20 protein-coding genes are annotated in these 20,964 nt (G+C 69.6%); 12 read left to right on the forward strand and 8 right to left on the reverse strand.

Annotated features, from left to right (window positions below):
* Positions 1-22: 22 nt before the first annotated feature.
* Complete coding sequence (locus OOK40_RS26145; RefSeq protein WP_266486648.1) at positions 23-1,255, forward strand: RNA polymerase sigma factor; 1,233 nt, start codon at positions 23-25, stop codon at positions 1,253-1,255.
* A gap of 80 nt (positions 1,256-1,335) precedes the next feature.
* Positions 1,336-1,983: a hypothetical protein gene (locus tag OOK40_RS26150; protein WP_266486649.1), complete on the forward strand. Its 648-nt coding sequence runs from the start codon at positions 1,336-1,338 to the stop codon at positions 1,981-1,983.
* A 114-nt stretch (positions 1,984-2,097) separates the two neighbouring features.
* Here the strand turns inward: OOK40_RS26150 and OOK40_RS26155 are convergent, their stop codons facing one another.
* Positions 2,098-3,285, reverse strand: a complete 1,188-nt coding sequence (locus OOK40_RS26155; protein WP_266487639.1) for a methyltransferase domain-containing protein — start codon at positions 3,283-3,285, stop codon at positions 2,098-2,100.
* Between the two features lie 130 nt (positions 3,286-3,415).
* Here OOK40_RS26155 and OOK40_RS26160 point away from each other — a divergent pair, with 130 nt between their 5' ends.
* From OOK40_RS26160 to groL, 4 genes are all read left to right on the forward strand, one after another.
* Positions 3,416-4,282, forward strand: coding sequence for a polysaccharide deacetylase family protein (locus OOK40_RS26160; RefSeq protein WP_266486650.1), 867 nt, complete (start codon positions 3,416-3,418; stop codon positions 4,280-4,282).
* Positions 4,279-4,932: a hypothetical protein gene (locus OOK40_RS26165; protein ID WP_266486651.1), complete on the forward strand. Its 654-nt coding sequence runs from the start codon at positions 4,279-4,281 to the stop codon at positions 4,930-4,932. The genes OOK40_RS26160 and OOK40_RS26165 overlap by 4 nt, the downstream gene beginning before the upstream one ends.
* Positions 4,933-5,186: 254 nt before the next feature.
* Positions 5,187-5,495, forward strand: a complete 309-nt coding sequence (gene groES, locus OOK40_RS26170) for a co-chaperone GroES (protein ID WP_266486653.1) — start codon at positions 5,187-5,189, stop codon at positions 5,493-5,495.
* 94 nt (positions 5,496-5,589) lie between these two features.
* Positions 5,590-7,218 (forward strand): chaperonin GroEL, encoded by a 1,629-nt coding sequence (gene groL / locus OOK40_RS26175; RefSeq protein WP_266486654.1) that lies wholly within the window; start codon positions 5,590-5,592, stop codon positions 7,216-7,218.
* Positions 7,219-7,329: 111 nt separating this feature from the next.
* Here groL and OOK40_RS26180 read toward each other — a convergent pair whose 3' ends face one another.
* The 4 genes from OOK40_RS26180 to OOK40_RS26195 all read right to left on the reverse strand — a co-directional run bounded on the left by OOK40_RS26180 (position 7,330) and on the right by OOK40_RS26195 (position 10,895).
* The gene (locus OOK40_RS26180) at positions 7,330-8,025 is read right to left on the reverse strand and encodes an ester cyclase (RefSeq protein ID WP_266486655.1); all 696 of its coding nucleotides are present in this window, start codon (positions 8,023-8,025) and stop codon (positions 7,330-7,332) included.
* A gap of 68 nt (positions 8,026-8,093) precedes the next feature.
* Complete coding sequence (locus tag OOK40_RS26185) at positions 8,094-9,116, reverse strand: hydroxyacid dehydrogenase (protein ID WP_266487642.1); 1,023 nt, start codon at positions 9,114-9,116, stop codon at positions 8,094-8,096.
* A gap of 262 nt (positions 9,117-9,378) precedes the next feature.
* On the reverse strand, positions 9,379-10,152 hold the full coding sequence (locus tag OOK40_RS26190) for an SDR family oxidoreductase (RefSeq protein WP_266486656.1): 774 nt from the start codon (positions 10,150-10,152) through the stop codon (positions 9,379-9,381).
* Between the two features lie 74 nt (positions 10,153-10,226).
* Positions 10,227-10,895 carry an MOSC domain-containing protein gene (locus tag OOK40_RS26195; RefSeq protein ID WP_266486657.1) on the reverse strand — a complete coding sequence of 223 codons (669 nt, stop codon included), beginning with the start codon at positions 10,893-10,895 and terminating at the stop codon, positions 10,227-10,229.
* 79 nt (positions 10,896-10,974) lie between these two features.
* Here OOK40_RS26195 and OOK40_RS26200 point away from each other — a divergent pair, with 79 nt between their 5' ends.
* Positions 10,975-11,865 (forward strand): LysR family transcriptional regulator, encoded by an 891-nt coding sequence (locus OOK40_RS26200; protein WP_266486658.1) that lies wholly within the window; start codon positions 10,975-10,977, stop codon positions 11,863-11,865.
* A 75-nt stretch (positions 11,866-11,940) separates the two neighbouring features.
* On the opposite strand, the gene OOK40_RS26205 is transcribed toward OOK40_RS26200, so the two are convergent.
* Positions 11,941-12,264, reverse strand: a complete 324-nt coding sequence (locus OOK40_RS26205; RefSeq protein WP_266486659.1) for a WhiB family transcriptional regulator — start codon at positions 12,262-12,264, stop codon at positions 11,941-11,943.
* Positions 12,265-12,730: 466 nt separating this feature from the next.
* On the opposite strand from OOK40_RS26205, the gene OOK40_RS26210 reads away from it, so the two are divergent.
* The 4 genes from OOK40_RS26210 to OOK40_RS26225 all read left to right on the forward strand — a co-directional run bounded on the left by OOK40_RS26210 (position 12,731) and on the right by OOK40_RS26225 (position 17,039).
* On the forward strand, positions 12,731-13,342 hold the full coding sequence (locus tag OOK40_RS26210) for a response regulator transcription factor (RefSeq protein ID WP_003948568.1): 612 nt from the start codon (positions 12,731-12,733) through the stop codon (positions 13,340-13,342).
* 253 nt (positions 13,343-13,595) lie between these two features.
* A complete protein-coding gene (locus tag OOK40_RS26215) occupies positions 13,596-14,171 on the forward strand; it encodes a sigma-70 family RNA polymerase sigma factor (protein WP_266486661.1) in 576 nt (191 codons plus the stop codon).
* 140 nt (positions 14,172-14,311) lie between these two features.
* Positions 14,312-15,811, forward strand: a complete 1,500-nt coding sequence (gene guaB / locus OOK40_RS26220; RefSeq protein WP_266486662.1) for an IMP dehydrogenase — start codon at positions 14,312-14,314, stop codon at positions 15,809-15,811.
* A 103-nt stretch (positions 15,812-15,914) separates the two neighbouring features.
* Complete coding sequence (locus tag OOK40_RS26225) at positions 15,915-17,039, forward strand: GuaB3 family IMP dehydrogenase-related protein (RefSeq protein WP_266486663.1); 1,125 nt, start codon at positions 15,915-15,917, stop codon at positions 17,037-17,039.
* Positions 17,040-17,116: 77 nt separating this feature from the next.
* Here the strand turns inward: OOK40_RS26225 and OOK40_RS26230 are convergent, their stop codons facing one another.
* Together OOK40_RS26230 and OOK40_RS26235 are read right to left on the reverse strand one after the other, a co-directional pair.
* Positions 17,117-17,608 (reverse strand): hypothetical protein, encoded by a 492-nt coding sequence (locus OOK40_RS26230; RefSeq protein WP_266486665.1) that lies wholly within the window; start codon positions 17,606-17,608, stop codon positions 17,117-17,119.
* Between the two features lie 125 nt (positions 17,609-17,733).
* The gene (locus OOK40_RS26235) at positions 17,734-18,975 is read right to left on the reverse strand and encodes a nucleotide sugar dehydrogenase (RefSeq protein ID WP_266486666.1); all 1,242 of its coding nucleotides are present in this window, start codon (positions 18,973-18,975) and stop codon (positions 17,734-17,736) included.
* 230 nt (positions 18,976-19,205) lie between these two features.
* On the opposite strand from OOK40_RS26235, the gene OOK40_RS26240 reads away from it, so the two are divergent.
* Complete coding sequence (locus OOK40_RS26240; RefSeq protein WP_266486668.1) at positions 19,206-20,912, forward strand: glycerol-3-phosphate dehydrogenase/oxidase; 1,707 nt, start codon at positions 19,206-19,208, stop codon at positions 20,910-20,912.
* Positions 20,913-20,964 lie beyond the last annotated feature (52 nt).

Below are 20,964 nucleotides of genomic sequence, written 5' to 3' on the forward strand. Positions count from 1 at the left end.
ACGGCTGCTCTGATGGGTGGCCGTGACGGCAGCAAGCGCGACCGAAACGGTCGAAGCGGTATTCAGGATCGAGTCGGCGCGGATCATCGCCGGTGTCACCCGCATCGTGCGGGACGTGGGCATCGCCGAGGAGCTCGCGCAGGACGCTCTGGTCGCCGCGCTGGAGCAGTGGCCGGAGTCGGGTGTCCCGGACAGGCCGGGCGCCTGGCTCATGGCCACCGCCAAACACCGGGCGATCGATCTCGTCCGCCGCAAGGAGACGTACGCCCGCAAGCTTGCCGAGGTCGGACGGGACCTGGAGGACGTAGCGGCGCCGCCCGAGCCGTCGGGTCCCGACGACATCGACGACGACCTGCTGCGGCTGATCTTCACCGCGTGCCACCCGGTGCTGTCGACGGACGCCCGGATCGCACTCACGCTCAAGCTCCTCGGAGGCCTGACCACCGAGGAGATCGCTCGCGCGTTCCTGGCCGGCGAGCCCGCGGTCGCCCAGCGCATCGTCCGCGCGAAGCGGTCCCTGGCGAAGGCGGGCGTCCCCTTCGAGGTCCCGTACGGCTCCGACCGCGCCGAGCGCCTCGGTTCGGTGCTCGAGGTCATCTATCTCGTCTTCAACGAGGGGTACTCGGCCACGGCCGGCGACGACCTCGTACGGCCGGCGCTCTGCGAGGACGCGCTGCGGCTGGCCCGGGTGCTGCAGGGTCTGATGCCGAAGGAGCCCGAAGTGCACGGCCTGGCCGCGCTGTTGGAGTTCCAGGCCTCGCGTATCCCGACCCGGACAGGCCCGGACGGCGAGCCCGTCCTGCTCGCCGACCAGAATCGCTCCCGGTGGAACCGCCTGCTGATCCGCCGCGGCGTCGAGGCACTGCACCGGGCTGGCCGTGGACCGTACGCCCTCCAGGCCGCGATCGCCGCGTGCCACACGCAGGCCGTGACATACGAGGACACCGACTGGGCGACGATCGCCACGCTGTACGGGCAGTTGGTGGTTCTGATGCCCTCGCCGGTCGTGGAACTGAACCGGGCGGTGGCCGTCTCGATGGCCGAGGGCCCCGAGGCCGGCCTGGAGCTGGTCGACGCCCTTGCCGACGAACCGGCGCTGAAGGACTACCACTTGCTGCCGACCGTACGAGGCGACCTGCTGGAGCGAGTGGGGCGTACGGACGAGGCGCGGGCGGAGTTCGAGCGGGCGGCGTCCTTGACCCGTAACGCACGGGAGCGGGAACTCCTGCTGAAGCGGGCCCGGGAATCCGGCTGACCCGGGCTGCTGACCTGGGCGATCACCGCTCCGGTACGGTCGGGGAGTTGACGTCTCCCCGCACCCCGTGAAGGAACTGCATGCCCAGCCGCCCGCTCCCGCCGCCTCCGCCGCCCGAGTCCGTACGGGCCTGGCCCGACCGTGCGTCGCTGCTCGCGGACCGCGCCAGGGCGATCGGCGAGTTGAGCCGCCTCAGCATGGGGGCGTCGCAACTGATGCTGCTGTGGCTGATGGCGGCGGGCTTCGCGGCGGGGTGGGGTCTGGTCGGCGGGGCGCTGAAGATCTTCGAAGAAAGCCCCGATGTGCTCAGCGCCATGTTCGGAGTGATCCTGGCGTGCATGGGTGCCGGGTTCCTGCTGCCGACGGGGATCGTGATCGGTCTGGGTGTCCGCCGCGACAAGGTCGTACGCGAACGGCTCCTGAAGTGGTCGTCCCTGGACCGCGACCCGACGACCGACGCCCGCTTCCGCTCACCGGGCCTGAGCCTGTGCTGGTTCGTACCGTCGTTCCTGCTGTGCGCACTGGGCCTGTGGCTGTCGATCGTGACCCCCGCGGAGGCAGAGCCCGGCCGACAGACGTATGCGCAGGTCGGGGTGATGATGGGCCTGGGCATGATCCTGTGGCTGACGGGCCTGCTCGGTGTCGCGAAGGCGGTGCGCCACTACCGGTGGGCGGTGCGGCTGCCCGCGGGTGCACCGACGGCCGCAGCGGGCGGCGCGCACCGCTGATCCGCGCTCAGGGGCGGTGGTGGGCCCGCATGTGGGCGTGGCCCAATTCGGCGTAGACGGCCAGAGAGTCCTGTGTCGCGCCGGACGCGTGCGAGCGCAGGGCGGCGGCGAAGCCTACGCAGGCCGCCCGATCAGCATCGTTGGCGCCCCCGCCACCCGCGTCAGGAACACCGTCGCCGCGTTCGGTCCGTGCGGCTTCACCTTGCGGCGCAGCTCCTCCGGTTCCACGGCCGAGCCGCGCTTTTTCACCGTGAGTACGCCGACGCCGCGGTCCCGCAGCAGTGCCTTCAACTTCTTCAGATTGAAGTGGAGTTCATCAGTGATCTCGTACGCGGTCGCGTACGGCGTCGGGAGGAGTTCGTCCGCCGTGATGTACGCGATCGTCTCGTCGATCAGTCCGCCGTCCAGCTGCTCGGCGGCCTCGGCGACCAGATGCGCACGGATGACGGCGCCGTCCGGCTCGTACAGATAGCGGCCGACCTTCCTGACGCCGGGGTCGGGCAGGCCGCGGCCGGTGAGGGAGTGCGGGCCCGGAAGCAGGGTCGCGCCGAGGGTGGAGGGGCGGGTGCCGAACCACAGCACCGCCTCCTTCACGTCGCCGCCGTCCGAGATCCACTCCGCCTCGGCGTCCTCGGGGATCGCCTCGTGCGGGATGCCGGGGGCGATCTTGAGGGCCGCGTGCGGGCGGGTGCGAGCCGCGGCGATCGCCCAGGACAGGGGCGGGGAGTAGGCCTCGGGGTCGAAGATCCTGCCCCTGCCGCCCCGCCGCGCCGGGTCCACGAACACCGCGTCGTACGGCGCCGTGTCGGTCTCCGTGACATCGGCGCACCGGACCTCGATCAGCTCGGCCAGCCCCAGCGCCTGTGCGTTCGCCCGTGCGACCTGGGCCGTCAGCGGGTCCCGGTCCACTGCCAGTACGGAGATGCCCCTGCGGGCGAGCGCGATGGCGTCGCCTCCGATGCCGCTGCACAGGTCCGCCACGCTGCGCACGCCGAGGGAGGCGAAGCGTCCGGCGCGGTACGAGGCCACGGAGCGGCGGGTCGCCTGCTCGACGCCGTTCGGCGTGAAGAACATCCGCCGTGCGTCCTCGGGCCCGAACTTCGCGACCGCGCGCTGCCGCAGGCGCGCCTGCCCGAGGGCAGCCGAGACCAGTTCCGCCGGGTGCTCGCGGCGCAGTCGGGTGGCTGTGGCCAGCTCCTTCGCCGGGTCGTAGTCGACCAGGGAGTCGAGCAGCGCCCGTCCCTCCTCGGTGAGCAGTGCGGCGAAGGAGGCGAGGGGATCGAGGTCGTTCACCCGGCCCATTGTGGGCCAGGCGGGGGATGGTGCGCCCGCGGTGGCGGTGTCGGCCGGGCCGTACGGATTCGTGCTGACAGGATCCAGCGCCATGCAACTAGTACGACAAAAGGAAAATAAGCATGGAAAGTGGGCCCGAATGGTCCTCACCGTGCTCATGGTCGCCGCCATCGGCTCCGGATGTGCCGCCGAGTCGTGGGACGACCCCGGCGGCTCGCCCGCCGCCCCCGGTCGGCAGGCCGGACCGGCAGGCGCGCTCTCCGCGTACGTGGAGAAGGTGAAGCGTGCCCAGGCCGTACGGGCCGTCGCCGCCAAGAAATGGGGCCTGGCCAAGACGCCGCTCGCCGCGCCCCCGCCGCCCGGCGCCAAGCCGAAGATCACCACCCGCAAGGGCTTCGAGGTCGACGGCGGCGAGTCCTTGCCACCGGTCTTCACGACCGTGCCGGTGAAGGAGAAGATTGTCTTCCTGACGATCGACGACGGTGCGGAGAAGGACCCCGCTCTTCTCCGGATGATGAGCGATCTTCAGATCCCGTACAGCGCCTTCCTCAGCGACTACCTGATCAGCAGCAACTACGGCTACTTCAAGCAGATGCAGGACCGAGGCGTCTCGCTGCACAACCACACCCTCAACCACCGCTATCTGCGCGGACTTTCGTACGCCCAGCAGAAGCACGAGATCTGCGACCAGCAGACCAAGCTCGAGAAGCGGTACGGAATCAGGCCCCCGCTCTTCCGCCCGCCGTACGGCAGCTACAACGAGGACACGCTGCGCATCGCCCGGTCGTGCGGCATCAAAGCCATTCCCCTGTGGGCGGCCGAGGCGTTTCCCGATCGCATGGAGTGGCGCGAGCTGGACCGGGACCTGCACCCCGGCGACATCATCCTCACCCACTTCCGTGGCCGCAAAGACTGGAAGGGCAGCATGCCGGACATGATTCGGCGGGTGATGAAGACGGTCACCGACAAGGGCTACGCCGTGGCCAAGCTGGAGGACTACGTATGAGGCAGTCGCACCGGCTGCTGGCCGGGCTGCTGGCGGCCGGTGCGCTCCTCACCGCGGGGTGCGCCCAGTCGGTCGACCCGATCGAGCGCCTCGGGCGCAAGGCCGCGCGGCAGGTCACTCCAGGTACGGGTGCGCCACGGTCCGCGGCGCACAGGCGGTGGGGGCTGGCCGGACCGCTCGCCCGCGCGCCCCAGCCGCCCGCACGCAAGTTCTCGGCGGCGTATGTCGTGGACCATGTGCCGACCCGCGACAAGGTTGTCTTCCTCGCCGTCGACGCGGGTGGGGCGCCCGATCCGCGGTTTGTGCGGATGACGGGCGAACTGAGGCTGCCGGTCAGCCTGTTCCGCGCCGAGGGGCGGCCCGATCTGTCCACGCTCCCGTACGAGGGACAGCGCGCCGAGATCTGCGGGCAGCGCCGCAGCCGCCTGTTCCACCCGCCCCACGGTGCGTACAACGCGGACACGCTGCGGGCCGCAGCCGACTGCGGGGTCAGTGCGTTGGTGCTCGGCCGGGAGTTCGGTGAGTACGCGCTGGGCGAACGGCTGCGGCCCGGCGACATCCTCAGGGCGGATGCCGGCGCGGCGAGGGCGCTGCTGCGCCGTATCCAGGAGCAGGGGTATGCGGTGGGGCGACTGGAGGACTGCGTTTGACCTGGCGCCGCCCGGGCGGCGGAACCCTGGCATCGGCGGCGGCGTTGTCCGTACCGGGACCGCACCGCGGCGCACCGGTGAATTGGCACTCCGCTTGACCGAGTGCTAATCGCAGTCATAGTCTCGGGTCTGGCACTCCCCACTGGAGAGTGCCAACGCAGCGACGGGCAGGTCCGGCACCCGCGACGACGGATCCACCTGGTCGCCACCCAGACAGTTAACCCCGTGAGATCTCCGAAGGGGGAGGTCGGATCGTGACGACCGCCAGCTCCAAGGTTGCCATCAAGCCGCTCGAGGACCGCATTGTGGTCCAGCCGCTCGACGCCGAGCAGACCACGGCCTCTGGCCTGGTCATCCCGGACACCGCGAAGGAGAAGCCCCAGGAGGGCGTCGTCCTTGCCGTGGGCCCGGGCCGCTTCGAGAACGGCGAGCGTCTTCCGCTCGACGTCAAGACCGGCGACGTCGTGCTGTACAGCAAGTACGGCGGCACCGAGGTGAAGTACAACGGCGAGGAATACCTCGTCCTCTCGGCTCGCGACGTGCTCGCGATCGTCGAGAAGTAATTCACCCACGTTTTTGATCTGCGCCCCTGGCCCCCGCACTGAAGTAGCCGGGTGCCCAGGGGCGCAGTTCGTTTGAGAGGACAGAGAAGCTCCCATGGCGAAGATCCTGAAGTTCGACGAGGACGCCCGTCGCGCCCTCGAGCGCGGCGTCAACAAGCTTGCCGACACGGTCAAGGTGACGATCGGCCCCCGTGGCCGCAACGTCGTCATCGACAAGAAGTTCGGCGCCCCCACCATCACCAACGACGGTGTCACGATCGCCCGCGAGGTCGAGATCGAGGACCCGTACGAGAACCTCGGTGCCCAGCTGGTGAAGGAGGTGGCGACCAAGACCAACGACATCGCGGGTGACGGCACCACCACCGCCACCGTGCTGGCCCAGGCGCTGGTCCGCGAGGGCCTGCGCAATGTCGCCGCCGGCGCCTCCCCGGCCGCCCTGAAGAAGGGCATCGACGCCGCGGTCAAGGCCGTCTGCGACGAGCTGCTCGCGACCGCCCGCCCGATCGACGACAAGGCGGACATCGCCGCTGTCGCCGCGCTCTCGGCGCAGGACCAGCAGGTCGGCGAGCTCATCGCCGAGGCCATGGACAAGGTCGGCAAGGACGGTGTCATCACCGTCGAGGAGTCCAACACCTTCGGTCTGGAGCTCGACTTCACCGAGGGCATGGCCTTCGACAAGGGTTACCTGTCTCCGTACATGGTGACCGACCAGGAGCGTATGGAGGCCGTCCTCGACGACCCGTACATCCTGATCAACCAGGGCAAGATCTCCTCCATCCAGGACATGCTGCCCCTCCTCGAGAAGGTCATCCAGGCCGGTGGCTCCAAGCCGCTCCTGATCATCGCCGAGGACGTCGAGGGCGAGGCCCTCTCGACCCTGGTCGTGAACAAGATCCGTGGCACCTTCAACGCCGTGGCCGTCAAGGCTCCCGGCTTCGGTGACCGCCGCAAGGCGATGCTCCAGGACATGGCCACCCTCACCGGTGCCACCGTCATCGCCGAGGAGGTCGGCCTCAAGCTCGACCAGGCCGGTCTGGACGTGCTGGGCAGCGCCCGCCGCGTGACGATCTCCAAGGACGACACCACCGTCGTCGACGGTGGCGGCAAGCACGAGGACGTCGTCGGCCGCATCAACCAGATCAAGGCCGAGATCGAGTCCACGGACTCCGACTGGGACCGCGAGAAGCTCCAGGAGCGCCTCGCGAAGCTGGCCGGCGGCGTGTGCGTGATCAAGGTCGGCGCCGCCACCGAGGTGGAGCTGAAGGAGAAGAAGCACCGTCTGGAGGACGCCATCTCCGCGACCCGCGCCGCGGTCGAGGAGGGCATCGTCTCCGGTGGTGGCTCCGCGCTCGTCCACGCCGCCAAGGTGCTCGAGGGCGGCCTGGGCAAGGAGGGCGACGAGGCCACCGGTGTCGCGGTCGTCCGCCGCGCCGTCGTCGAGCCGCTGCGCTGGATCGCCGAGAACGCCGGTCTCGAGGGCTACGTCATCACCGCCAAGGTGGCGGAGCTGGAGGCCGGCCAGGGCTTCAACGCCGCGACCGGCGAGTACGGCGACCTGGTGAAGGCCGGCGTCATCGACCCGGTCAAGGTCACGCGCTCCGCTCTGGAGAACGCCGCGTCCATCGCCTCGCTGCTGCTCACGACCGAGACCCTGGTCGTCGAGAAGCCGGCCGAGGACGAGTCCGACGCAGGTCACGGGCACGGCCACGGCCACAGCCACTGACGTGTGACGTCGTACGAGGTGCGAAGGCCCCGGTTCCCGCCACTGGCGGGAACCGGGGCCTTCACCGTTCCGGTCTGCGTCGTACCGGTGTCCGGCCGAGCGTGTGCGGCCTCAGCCGATGGCGCCGAGCTGGCGCATCAGGCCCATGAGGTCCTCGTGCCACCAGCCTTCCTGGATCTTGTCGTTCTTGAACCGGAAGATCGTGGTGCCGGTCATCGTGCACTGCCTGCCCGTGGGCGCGATCCCCATGAATTCGCCCTTGTGGGTGCCGGTCCAGGTCCACAGGGTCACGACGTCGTCGCCCTCGCAGATCTGCCGGTCGAGATCGAAGGTGAAGTCGAAGGCGGCCCGCCACTGGCTGACATCGCGGCGGATTCCGTCGGACCCGACCACGGTTTCCTCTTCCTTGGCGACGTCGTGGTCGGCGTAGTCGGCCGCGAACAGCTCGTCAATGGCGTCGAGGTTGCCCCCCACGGCGACCTCGTGGAAGAACCGCCGGGAAGTTGCCTGGTTCAACTGCTCGTCGCGGACCACATCGAGGTCCGTGAAGGTGGGCATGCCGTCGCAGAGCGCCACCATCTCCTGGAAGATCCGGTCGGTCTCCGGAAGCTTTGAGTTCGCCATCGCCTCTTCGTACGAAGGGAATTCGACGATCTCGACGAGGTGGGAGCCATCGGTGCGGTCTTTGCCGATGAGGCTGTGCGTCGCGGTCCGCTTGCCCTTGGTCTGTTCGACCCATTTGTCCATGAGCCGGTCCATCTCGTCGAACCGCTCGGTCTTGCAGTCGATTATCTGTACGAATTTCATCGCGTCTCCCGGTTCCACGGGTTGGGTGGGATACGTCCAGTTTAGTGAGATTTGGGGATAGTGCCGGTTCAGGCGGAGTGATTCAGGGTCCCCGGATGCACCGGGTCCGCGAAGGGCAGTCCGGCCGCGAACCTCTCCAGTTCGTCGAGGGCCCGGTCCGTCAAACGGTGGAGTTCATTGCCCAGTGAGCCCGCGATGTGCGGGGTCAGCAGCACATTCGGCAGGGTGTACAACGGCGAGTCGGCGGGCGGGACTTCGGGGTCGGTGACGTCGAGTACGGCATGCAGTCGGCCCGACACCAGCTCCGCGAGCAGCGCCTGCTCGTCGATCAGCGAGCCGCGCGCGGTGTTGATCAGGGTCGCCCCGTCCGGCAGCAGCGCGAGGCGGCGCGCGTCGAGCATGTGGTGGGTGGCCGGGAGCTGAGGGGCGTGGATGGTGACGATGTCACTGCGGCCGCAGAGCTCGTCGAGGCCGGTGGGGACGACGCCCAGTGCGGCGGCCTCGGCTGCGGTGACGTACGGGTCGTGGAGCAGGACCTGCAGATCGAAGGGGCGCAGGAGCTCGATGACGCGACGGCCGATCCTGGATGCTCCGACGATACCCACCGTGCGGCGGTAGTTGCCCGCGCTGTCGAGTTCACGCCGCCAGTCGTAGCCGGCGCGCAGTTCCTCGTAGCGCTTGGCGGAGCGCAGGACGTGCTTGCCGGCGAAGAGGATCGCGGCAAGGGTGTACTCGGCGACGGGCAGGGCATTGGCCGCGGCGGCAGAGGTGACCGCGATGCCGCGCTCCCAGCAGGCGTCGGTGATGTGGTGCTTGACGGAGCCCGCCGCGTGCACGACCGCGCGCAGGCGAGGTGCCCGCTCGAGGACTTCGCGCGTCAGCGGGGTGGCGCCCCAGCAGGTGAACAGGACATCGGCCTCGGCGAGGGCGGCGGCGACGGCGGGCGTGGGGGCGGCGAGGTCGTGGGCGATCAGCCGCGGATCGCTGCGGGCGAGCGTGGCGAGGCGGTCGCGATGGCGGTCGGCGAACAGGCGCTCGGCGATGCCGGGGCCCATGGCGAGCAGGACGGCGGGGCGCTGCGCGGCGCGCATCGTGAGGCGTTCCGTGGCGCGTTCGACGGGGACGCGGCGCTCGCCGGGGTTGTCCGCCGGGCGATGGTCGGTGGCGTGGCCCATGGTGGAACTCGAGCTCCTCGTATGCCGCTTGAGGTCACTGGGCGAACGACGAGGCCGACTTGGGCGGACGGCCGCATCACCGGCGAGAAGGAGCACACGGCTCGCTTTCGTCGCGACTCCCGAGGCTGCCGTCCGCAGCCGCCGGCCCGACGGCAGCCGTCACACCCCTACCGGGGCCCTACTGCGGACCGTACTTCCGGCCTGTCCTGGACGTGACCCCGCCGATCAGCCCCCGCGGCGCCAGCTTCACCACACCCATCAGCGCCTTGTAGCGAGGGTCCGGAATCGACAGCGACTTGCCGCGTGCCAGATCCGCCAGCGCGGCCGCCACCAGCTTGTCCGCGTCGAGCCACATCCACCGGGGGATGTTGTCGGTGCCCATTCCGGCCCGCTCATGGAATTCGGTGCGTACGAAACCGGGGCAGAGCGCCATCAGCCGCACCCCCGACCCCGCCAGATCCCGTGCGGCACCCTGTGTGAACTGCACGACCCACGCCTTCGACGCGCCATAGGTCCCGCGCGGCACGAACGCGGCCACCGATGCCACATTCACCACGCCGCCACGCCCGCGCTCCCGCATCGCCCCGGTCGCCGCCGACGTGAGCCGCAGCACCGCCTCGCAGTGCACCTTCAGCATCGTCAACTCATCGGCCATGGACACTTCCAGAAAGCGCCCCTTGTTCCCGAACCCGGCGTTGTTGACCAGCAGATCCACCGGATCCGTGCGGTGGGCCAGCCGCTTCTCGACCGCCGCGATGCCCTCGTCCTGCGACAGGTCGGCGGTCAGCACCTCCGCCTCGATGCCGTGCCGGTCGTGCAGTTCGGTGGCCTGCTCCTGCAGCCGCGCGGTGTCGCGGGCCACCAGCACCAGGTTGTGTCCCTCGGCCGCGAGCCGCCGCGCGAACGCGGCGCCGATCCCCGCGGTCGCTCCCGTAATCAGTGCAGTCGTCATAGGCGGCACGTTAGTGCCCCGTGTTCGGGCGCGGCGTACGCGTCCACCGTGCCCGCCGCGCCCGGAAACCGGCGCTACGCGCTCTGCTTGGCGACGTACTCCCGTGCGGCCCTGAGCAGCTCGGGGTGGAGCGCGTCGCCCGCCGCGAGCACCTTGGGCAGCAGGGTCCGCTCGGTGGTCTCGGCCCTGAACGCCATGCCGACCGTCACCTCGTGGTCCGGCCGGTGCACGATCTCGATCGGGTCGCCCGCGCGGATCTCGCCGGGCTCGACGACCCGCAGATACGCGCCGGGCGCGCCCTGCTGGGTGAAGCGCTTGACCCAGCCCTTCTCGCCCAGCCAGCTCGCGAACGTACGACACGGAATGCGAGCGCTCGTCACTTCGAGCACCAGGCCGTCGCCGATCCGCCAGCGCTCGCCGATCTTCGCCCCGCTCACATCGAGCCCGCTCGTGGTGAGGTTCTCGCCGAACGCGCCGTTGCCGAGGGGCCGCCCCAACTCCCGCTCCCAGAAGTCGAGATCCTCACGCGCGAACGCGTACACCGCCTGGTCGGTGCCGCCGTGGTGGCGCAGATCGCAGACCGCGTCCCCCGCGACACCGCCGGCCCCTTCGCCCTTGGGACCGGGGTCGCTCACCCGCACGGCTCCCTCCACCGGCTGTTTGTCGATGCCGGTCGCGCCGCCCGGTGTGTCGGTGTACTCGACGATCTTCGGCCGGCCCACATTCACGGTCAGAAGCTTCATGGACAACACGCTAACCCCCGCTCCCAAAGGAACAAATCAGAAGGAAGGTTCCCCTCCAAGCCTCCCTTATATTCGAAGGGTGATCGAAGCCCGTCATCTGAGAGTTCTGCGCGCCGTGGCCGCCACCGGTTCGTTCTCCGCGGCCGCGCGCCGGCTCGGCTGCACCCAGCCGGCCGTCAGCCAGCAGATGAAGGCACTCGAAGCATCCGCGGGCACCCCGCTGCTGGTCCGTACGGGTCGTGAGACGCGGCTGACCCAGGCGGGTGAAGTTCTCGTACGCCACGCCTCCGGCATCCTCGCCGGGCTGACCGCCGCCGAGGAGGAGATCGCCGCCATCGCGGGTCTGCGGGCGGGCCGGGTGCGGCTCGTGTCCTTCCCCAGCGGCAGCTCCACGCTCGTACCGACCGCGCTCGCCGCGCTGCGCGCGGCCCATCCGGGCACCCGGGTCTCGCTCGTCGAGGCAGAGCCGCCGCGTTCGGTGGAGATGCTGCGCGAGGGCGACTGCGATGTGGCGCTCGCCTTCCGGTACGGCTCTGCGGCCGCGGAATGGGACGACCTGGTCGTCCGCCCCCTGCTCGCCGACCGCCTCGTCGGCCTTGTCCCCGAGGGCCACCGGCTGGCCGGCGCCGAGTCCGTGGCCATCGCGGACCTCGCGGACGAGTCCTGGATCGCGGGCTGTCCGCGCTGTCGCCGCCAGCTCGTCGAGGTCTGCGAGAAGGCCGGGTTCACGCCCCGGATCGACTTCGCCACGGACGACCATCCGGCCGTGATCGGCCTGGTTGCCGCGGGTCTCGGCGTGGCGGTGCTGCCCGGACTCGCGATGGAGTCCGTACGGCTGAAGGGTGCACGGACCGTCACCGTGGAGCCGTCCGTCCAGCGCGAGATCGTCGCGCTCACGCTGCCGGATCTGGCCCAGGTCCCTGCGGTCGCCGCCACGCTCGATCAGCTGGCCCTGGCCGCGCCCCGCTGACCGGACCACCCCCGCCGAAGAGCCGGACGGGGGTGGTGCAGGAACGTTTCTTCGAACTTTTCCCCAGTGCGGGCGTCAGCTCCGCGCCGGTCCTCCCACGCTGGTCGCCGGGATCAGGCGATGTCGCGCACGCCCCATCAGCTCCTCCCGCTCGTCCTCCGTCAGTCCACCCCACACGCCGTACGGCTCCCGCACCGCCAGCGCGTGCGCCGCGCACTCCGCTCGTACCGGGCACCTCATGCAGACCTCTTTCGCCGAGTTCTCGCGCGCACTTCGTGCGGCTCCCCGCTCGCCCTCGGGGTGGAAGAAGAGCGAACTGTCCACCCCGCGGCAGGCGGCGAGGAGCTGCCAGTCCCACAAATCGGCGTTGGGTCCGGGAAGGCGGGAGAAATCTGCCATAGCGCATGTCCCCTTGAAACCGTACTGAGTGGATACAGGTCAGGTAGCGCACGAGCGGGATGCGGGCAGGATCCGGAGCGGGATCCGAGCCGTATCCGGCACCCGTCCGGCACCCGCGTGTGCCTCACGACCGTACATCTACTGTCTAAGTAGATGTAAATATGACTCATTGCGAATCTAGCTACAGACACCGCAAAAAGGGAAGAAAAGCAGCTAAATGGGGCATAGGTTCCAGGTGAAACGCTCCATCACCTGCAGTGCTCTCCTCCGCGCACGGCCCCTCACATAGAGTGCTGAAGGCGGAAGTCCGACCCGTAACTCTTTCGAGTGACCGTCGTTGAGAGTGCGGAGGCGGTTGAAAGAACAAGCGCTAGGGCACATGTCCGAGAGCGTTCAACCGCACAGGTGACGAAACGTACCCAGCCTGGAGGCTCAAGGTGACGCGCATCAGCTGCGGAGGGCGGCCATGACATCCGTCCTCGTCTGCGACGACTCCCCGCTTGCCCGAGAGGCGCTCCGCCGGGCGGTTGCGACCGTACCCGGCGTCGAGCGCGTGACGACCGCGGCCAACGGCGAGGAAGTGCTCCGCCGCTGGGGCGCCGACCGCTCGGACCTGATTCTGATGGACGTACGCATGCCCGGACTCGGCGGTGTCGAGACCGTCCGCCGGCTGCTGTCCGCCGACCCGGGCGCCCGGATCATCATGCTCACCGTCGCCGAGGACCTGGACGGTGTCGCGCTCGCGGTCGCCGCCGGTGCCCGCGGTTATCTGCACAAGGACGCATCGCGGGCCGAACTGAGGGCCACGGTCACCCAGGCGCTCGCCGACCCGACCTGGCGGCTCGCCCCGCGGCGGCTGCGCTCGGCCGAAATGGGCGCGGCACCCACCCTCACCGCGCGTGAGATCCAGGTGCTCGAAGGCATGAGCCACGGCCGGTCGAACGCCGAGATCGGCCGGGAGCTCTTCCTCTCCGAGGACACCGTGAAGACCCACGCCAGGCGGCTTTTCAAGAAGCTCGGCGCCTCGGACCGGGCGCACGCCGTCGCGCTCGGATTCCGCTGGGGCCTGGTCCGCTAGGCGGACGGGTGGGCTGTCGCGGGGGCACGATGAACCCCGCCCGCCGCCGGGTGGGCGGGGCGACGGATGACCGCGGGCATCCGTTTCCCTCGCGATGCCGCATCCTTGAGGGGTGGAGTTCCTCGGGGACGAGTCGGTCGAGCGGGAGGGGAGGGCGCAGGAGATGAGTTCCGGCGCACCTGCTCATAACGCTTCGGTGCACAACATTGGACGCAGTGCCACGGATGCTCAGCCGCCAAGGCACCATGGACCGATGCGCGACGACGAGACCACGGTGATCGGTGCACTCGTTCACCGTGCCGTCGATGGCGACGAGCAGGCTACGCACGATCTTCTGGCGTGCGTCCATCCGCTCGCACTTCGCTATTGCCGCACCCGGCTCAGCCGGCTGCCCGGCGATGCGCGTCATTTCGTGGAGGACCTCGCCCAAGAGGTCTGCGTCGCGGTTCTGATGGCGCTGCCGCGCTACAAGGACACCGGAAGGCCCTTCGAGGCCTTCGTCTTCGCCATCGCGTCGCACAAGGTCGCCGATCTGCAGCGGGCCGCCATGCGGCATCCGGGATCGACGGCGGTGCCCTCCGACGAGATGCCCGAGCGGCCCGACGACTCCCTCGGTCCTGAGGAGCGCGCGCTGCTCAGCGACGACGCCGAATGGGCCAAGAGGCTCCTCGCCAACCTTCCGGAGAACCAGCGCGAGCTGCTGGTCCTGCGGGTCGCGGTCGGGCTGACCGCCGAGGAGACGGGGCAGATGCTGGGCATGTCACCCGGCGCGGTACGGGTCGCGCAGCACCGCGCTCTCAGCCGGTTGCGCGCCCTGGCCGAACAGTGAGCCGAGCGGTGAGTCGTACGGCATCTCGCGCACGTATGAACACACAAAGCTGTTCGACGATCTTGATCGTGGAATGAGACTGCTTCCGGGCCCGTTAGCATGGACATCCGCACCGATCAAGGCCATTTGGGGAAGGTGTCATGACCAACGTCGACGGAGTGCCCGATAAATTCGCGACACTCGGGCTGACCTACGACGATGTGCTGCTGTTGCCGGGTGCTTCGGAAGTACTTCCGAACGCGGTCGACACCTCGTCCCGTGTCTCCAGGAACGTCCGGGTGAATATCCCGCTGCTCTCAGCGGCGATGGACAAGGTCACCGAATCGCGGATGGCGATCGCCATGGCGCGCCAGGGCGGCGTGGGCGTGCTGCACCGCAATCTGTCCATCGAGGACCAGGTGAACCAGGTCGACCTGGTCAAGCGTTCCGAGTCCGGAATGGTCACCGACCCGATCACGGTGCATCCCGATGCCACGCTCGCCGAGGCGGACGCCCTGTGCGCCAAGTTCCGTATCAGCGGCGTGCCGGTCACCGACGCCGCGGGCAAGCTGCTCGGCATCGTCACCAACCGCGACATGGCTTTCGAGACCGTCCGTACGCGCCAGGTGCGCGAGGTCATGACCCCGATGCCGCTGGTCACCGGCAAGGTCGGCATCTCCGGCGTGGACGCCATGGAGCTGCTGCGCCGCCACAAGATCGAGAAGCTTCCGCTGGTCGACGACGCGGGCATCCTCAAGGGCCTGATCACGGTCAAGGACTTCGTCAAGGCCGAGCAGTACCCCCATGCGGCGAAGGACTCCGAGGGCCGTCTGCTCGTCGGCGCGGCTGTGGGTGCCAGCCCGGAGGCTCTGGAGCGGGCCCAGGCGCTGGCCGGGGCGGGCGTCGACTTCCTCATCGTCGACACCTCGCACGGGCACAACAGCAACGCCCTCAACTGGATGGCGAAGATCAAGTCGAGCGTGGGCGTCGACGTCATCGGCGGCAATGTGGCGACCCGTGACGGTGCCCAGGCCCTGATCGACGCCGGTGTGGACGGCGTCAAGGTCGGTGTCGGCCCCGGCTCCATCTGTACGACCCGAGTGGTCGCCGGTATCGGCGTCCCGCAGGTCACGGCGATCTACGAGGCGGCGCTGGCCGCGCGTGCGGCGGGCGTTCCGGTCATCGGTGACGGCGGCCTGCAGTACTCCGGCGACATCGGCAAGGCGCTCGCCGCCGGCGCCGACACGGTCATGCTGGGCAGTCTTCTCGCGGGCTGCGAGGAGTCCCCGGGCGAGCTGCTCTTCATCAACGGCAAGCAGTTCAAGTCCTACCGGGGCATGGGTTCGCTCGGCGCCATGCAGTCGCGCGGCCAGGGCCGCTCGTACTCCAAGGACCGCTACTTCCAGGCCGAGGTGGCCTCCGACGACAAGCTCGTCCCCGAGGGCATCGAGGGCCAGGTGCCCTACCGCGGCCCGCTGTCGGCGGTGCTCCACCAGCTGGTCGGCGGTCTGCGCCAGACCATGGGCTATGTCGGGGCAGCCGCCATCGACGAGATGGAGAGCAAGGGCCGCTTCGTGCGGATCACTTCGGCGGGGCTCAAGGAGAGCCACCCGCACGACATCCAGATGACGGTCGAGGCGCCGAACTACAGCAGGAAGTAGTCCACACGTGCTCAGGGGCGGTCCCGGGGATTCCCGGGACCGCCCCTGACGTGTGCGTCGGGGATACTGGTAGGCGCAGACGTAGAGGGAGAGGCCACACATCGTGACTGAGATCGAGATCGGGCGCGGCAAGCGCGGCCGCCGGGCGTACGCGTTCGATGACATCGCCGTCGTACCGAGCCGGCGCACCCGGGACCCGAAGGAGGTCTCGATCGCCTGGCAGATCGACGCCTACCGCTTCGAGCTGCCCTTCCTGGCCGCTCCGATGGACTCGGTGGTCTCCCCGCAGACCGCGATCCGCATCGGTGAGCTGGGCGGTCTGGGCGTACTGAACCTCGAAGGCCTGTGGACCCGCTACGAGGACCCGCAGCCGCTGCTCGACGAGATCTCCGAGCTGGACGAGGCCGCCGCGACGCGTCGTCTGCAGGAGATCTACGACGCCCCGATCAAGGAGGAGCTGATCGGGCAGCGGATCAAGGAGGTGCGCGACTCGGGTGTGGTGACCGCCGCCGCGCTCTCGCCGCAGCGCACCGCGCAGTTCTCCAAGGCCGTTGTCGACGCCGGTGTGGACATCTTCGTCATCCGCGGTACGACGGTCTCGGCCGAGCACGTCTCGGGCGCGGCCGAGCCGCTGAACCTGAAGCAGTTCATCTACGAGCTCGACGTGCCGGTCATCGTGGGCGGCTGCGCCACTTACACGGCCGCGCTGCATCTGATGCGTACGGGCGCCGCGGGCGTCCTGGTCGGCTTCGGCGGCGGCGCCGCGCACACCACGCGCAATGTCCTGGGCATCCAGGTCCCGATGGCGACGGCGGTGGCCGATGTGGCCGCGGCCCGCCGGGACTACATGGACGAGTCCGGCGGCCGGTATGTGCATGTCATCGCGGACGGTGGCGTGGGCTGGTCCGGCGACCTGCCGAAGGCGATCGCGTGCGGCGCGGACGCCGTGATGATCGGCTCCCCGCTCGCCCGCGCGACGGACGCGCCGGGCCGCGGGCACCACTGGGGCATGGAGGCTGTCCACGAGGACGTGCCGCGCGGCAAGCTGGTGGACCTAGGCATCGTGGGCACGACCGAGGAGGTACTCACCGGTCCCTCGCACAGCCCCGACGGATCGATGAACTTCTTCGGCGCGCTGCGCCGGGCGATGGCGACGACGGGCTACAGCGAGCTCAAGGAGTTCCAGCGCGTCGAGGTGACGGTGGCCGACTCGCAGCACCGCCGCTGAATCCGCCGCGTACGAAAGGGGCCCCGCACCGGGTGGTGCGGGGCTCCTTTCCGTTTGTCCGGATCAGCCGTCGGCCCTTAGCCGTTGGCCTTCTTGGCGCCACCGAACGCGGCGACGGCGCCGATGGCGAGGAAGACGTACGTCATGCCGTCCGCCGACTTGCTCCAGGCGTCGGTCAGCAGATCGAACCTGTCGATGAAGACGTCCAGGAAGGCGGCGTCCGTCAGCTTGGCGAGGACGACAGCGCCCCCTATCAACTGACCCACGTACACGGCGGGGAGCGCGAGCAGCGCGCTGACGACGGGCAGCGCGGGGTTGCGGCCGCCGACCTTGGCGGCGGCGAAGCCGATGAGGAAGCCGACGCCGATGGCCGCGTAGCCGATCTCGCGCTCGATGGCACCGCTGAGGGCGCCGTACGCACCCGCGCCGACCAGTGCGGCGACGACGGCGACGACGATGCCGATGCCGACGTTGTCACGGACGGGCGCGGCAGGCGGAGTTGGGGCGTACGGGGCGGCGTCGCCGCCGGCGAACGGGTTGCCGGACGACGGTGGAACAGGCTGGCTCATCTGGAATTTCCCCCCAGGGACGGATGCCTCGCACGAGTGTGCGGGCGGAGATCCCGGAGACTAGCAGCCGGGCAGGACAGTTCGGCACTGCGTTATCGAGCTGTTGGAATGCGGCTGTTGGGGGCTCAGAGGCGGTGTGCGGCCCCGGCCGGGGTGGCTCCCCTTGTGTCCAGGAGGAGTTGGGCCTTGACGGCCAGGCCCTGCAGGTCGTACGTGCGGTGGTGCTGGAGCAGCACCGTCAGATCCGCGCTGGCGGCGGCCTCGTAGAGCGAGTCCGCGCGGGGGACCGGGAGTTCGCGAACGCGCCAGTCGGGGACGTACGGGTCGTGGTAGCTGACGGCCGCGCCCAGGTCCATCAGACGGCGGGCGATCTCGGTGGCAGGGGAGGCCTCCAGGTCGGGGAGGTCAGGCTTGTAGGTGACGCCGAGGAGCAGCACGCGCGCGCCGCGGGCCGATTTGCCGTGTTCGTTGAGGAGCGTGGCGCAGCGCTGGATGACGTACTGCGGCATACGGGTGTTGATTTCCTGGGCGAGGCCGACCATCCGCAGGGGGTGGCCCGAGCCGCGGCCGGCGGGCGGGACGAGGCCCGGGTCCAGCGGGGCGCCGTGGCCGCCGACGCCAGGGCCCGGGCGGAAGGCCTGGAAGCCGAAGGGCTTGGTCTCGGCGCAGCGGATGACGTCCCAGAGGTCGACGCCCAGGTCGTGGCAGAGCACGGCCATCTCGTTGACCAGGGCGATGTTGACGTGGCGGAAGTTCGTTTCGAGGACCTTGACGGTCTCGGCCTCGCGCGGCCCGCGCGCGCGGACGACCTTGTCGGTGAGGCGTCCGTAGAAGGCGGCGGCCGATTCGGTGCATGCGGGGGTGAGGCCGCCGATGACCTTGGGGGTGTTGGCGTAGCCATGGGTGCGGCTGCCGGGGTCGACCCGGCTGGGGGAGTACGCGAGATGGAAGTCGCGGCCGGCGCGCAGCCCGGAGCCCTCTTCGAGGATCGGGCGGAGGAAGGTCTCCGTGGTGCCGGGCTGGACGGCCGATTCGAGCAGCACGGTGGTGTGCGGGCGCAGCCGCGCGGCGAGTGCCCGGGCGGACTCGGCGAGGGCGGTGAGATCGAGGGCCCCGTCGGCTCCGGGAGGGGTGGGGGCACAGATGACGGCGGTGCGTACGCGTCCGAGCTCGGCCGGGTCCGTGACGGTCCGGAAGCCACCGGCGAACATGCGGCGGATGTCGGCCGGAGTGCATCCCGCCGCCGGTTCGGGCAGTCGGCGTGGGTCGGTGTCATAGCCGATGGTCTCGATGCCGACGGCTACGGCGGCCTGGGCGAGGGGCAGGCCGAGATGACCGAGTCCGATGACGGCGAGATCTGCGGGCATGGCGTGGGCCGTCCTTCCCTATAAGCCGCGGGGACATTGAGCGCAAGCCCTCTGGGCAGAACGGGCAGGCGCAATGTCACACTAGGCGTAAATATGACCGATATGCCGCATTGTGCGCTCGTGGCTGTCCGAGTGTTATCCACAGGCGGTGGCTGAAGTCGTCGACTGCGGACAGAATCGACGTTGTGAGCCCGATCGCAGGGGCCGTACGGGGGCGACGGGAGGCAGCAGTGAGGACAGCGACACTGGGACCGGTGGAGCGTGCCGAGGCGCTCGCCAAGATGGCCGAGCGTGAACTGGACATGCTGGTGGTCGGCGCGGGTGTGGTCGGAGCAGGGACCGCGCTGGACGCCGCGACGAGAGGACTCTCCACCGGTCTGGTCGAGGCGCGGGACTGGGCGTCGGGCACATCGAGCAGGTCGAGCAAGCTGATCCACGGCGGGCTGCGCTATCTGGAGATGCTGGACTTCGCGCTCGTCCGGGAAGCGCTGAAGGAGCGCGGGCTGCTGCTGGAGAGGCTGGCGCCGCATCTGGTGAAACCGGTGCCGTTCCTCTATCCGCTCCAGCACAAGGGCTGGGAGCGGCTCTACGCCGGATCGGGTGTCGCGCTGTACGACGCGATGTCGGTGTCGTCGGGTCATGGCCGCGGACTGCCCGTCCACCGGCATCTGTCGCGGCGGCAGGCGCTGCGGGTCGCGCCCTGCCTGAAGAAGGACGCCCTGGTCGGGGCGTTGCAGTACTACGACGCACAGATGGACGACGCCCGCTATGTGGCGACCTTGGTACGCACGGCCGCGAGCTATGGGGCCCATGTCGCCAGCCGGGCGCGGGTGATCGGCTTTCTGAGGGAGGGTGAGCGGGTTGTCGGAGCGCGGGTGCAGGACGTCGAGTCCGGCGGGGAGTACGAGATCCGGGCCAAGCAGGTCGTCAACGCGACCGGGGTGTGGACGGACGACACCCAGGCGCTGATCGGGGAGCGCGGGCAGTTCCATGTGCGGGCCTCCAAGGGCATTCACCTGGTGGTGCCCAAGGACCGGATTCACTCGACGACCGGGCTGATCCTGCGGACCGAGAAGTCCGTGCTGTTCGTCATCCCCTGGGGACGGCACTGGATCGTGGGGACCACGGACACCGACTGGGATCTCGACAAGGCCCATCCGGCCGCGTCCAGCGCGGACATCGACTATCTCCTCGAGCACGTCAACTCCGTGTTGGCGGTGCCTTTGACGCGCGATGACGTCCAGGGGGTGTACGCGGGCCTGCGGCCGTTGCTCGCGGGGGAGTCGGACGCGACCAGCAAGCTGTCGCGCGAGCACACGGTGGCGCATCCGGTGCCCGGCCTGGTGGTGGTGGCGGGCGGCAAGTACACGACGTACCGGGTGATGGCGAAGGACGCGGTGGACGAGGCGGTGCACGCGCTCGACCAGCGGGTGGCCGCGTGCGTCACGGAGAACGTCCCGCTCGTCGGGGCCGAGGGCTATGGCGCGCTGTGGAACGCGCGGGCGAGGACTGCGGCGCGGACAGGGCTTCATGTGGTCCGCGTGGAGCATCTGTTGAACCGGTACGGCTCGCTCATCGAGGAACTGCTGACACTGATCGCCGACGACCCGAAGCTCGGGGAGCCGCTGGGGGGCGCGGAGGACTATCTGCGGGCCGAGGTCGTCTATGCCGCATCGCACGAAGGGGCGCGGCACCTCGATGACGTACTGACACGGCGGACCAGGATCTCGATCGAGACCTTCGACCGGGGGACACGCTGTGCGCGCGAGTGCGCGGAGCTGATGGCACCGGTGCTGGGCTGGGCCAAGGAGCACATCGAGAAGGAGATCGAGCACTACGAGAAGCGGGTGGAGGCGGAGCGCGAGTCGCAGCGGCAGCCGGACGACCTGACGGCGGACGCGGCGCGGCTGGGGGCGCCGGACATCGTGCCGATCTGATCCCGTTGCCCGGCCCGTCCGCGCGGCCTGTCCCGCTGGCTTTCTGCCGGAA

It is taken from the genome of Streptomyces sp. NBC_01481 (assembly GCF_026339995.1).
GTDB lineage: Bacteria > Actinomycetota > Actinomycetes > Streptomycetales > Streptomycetaceae > Streptomyces.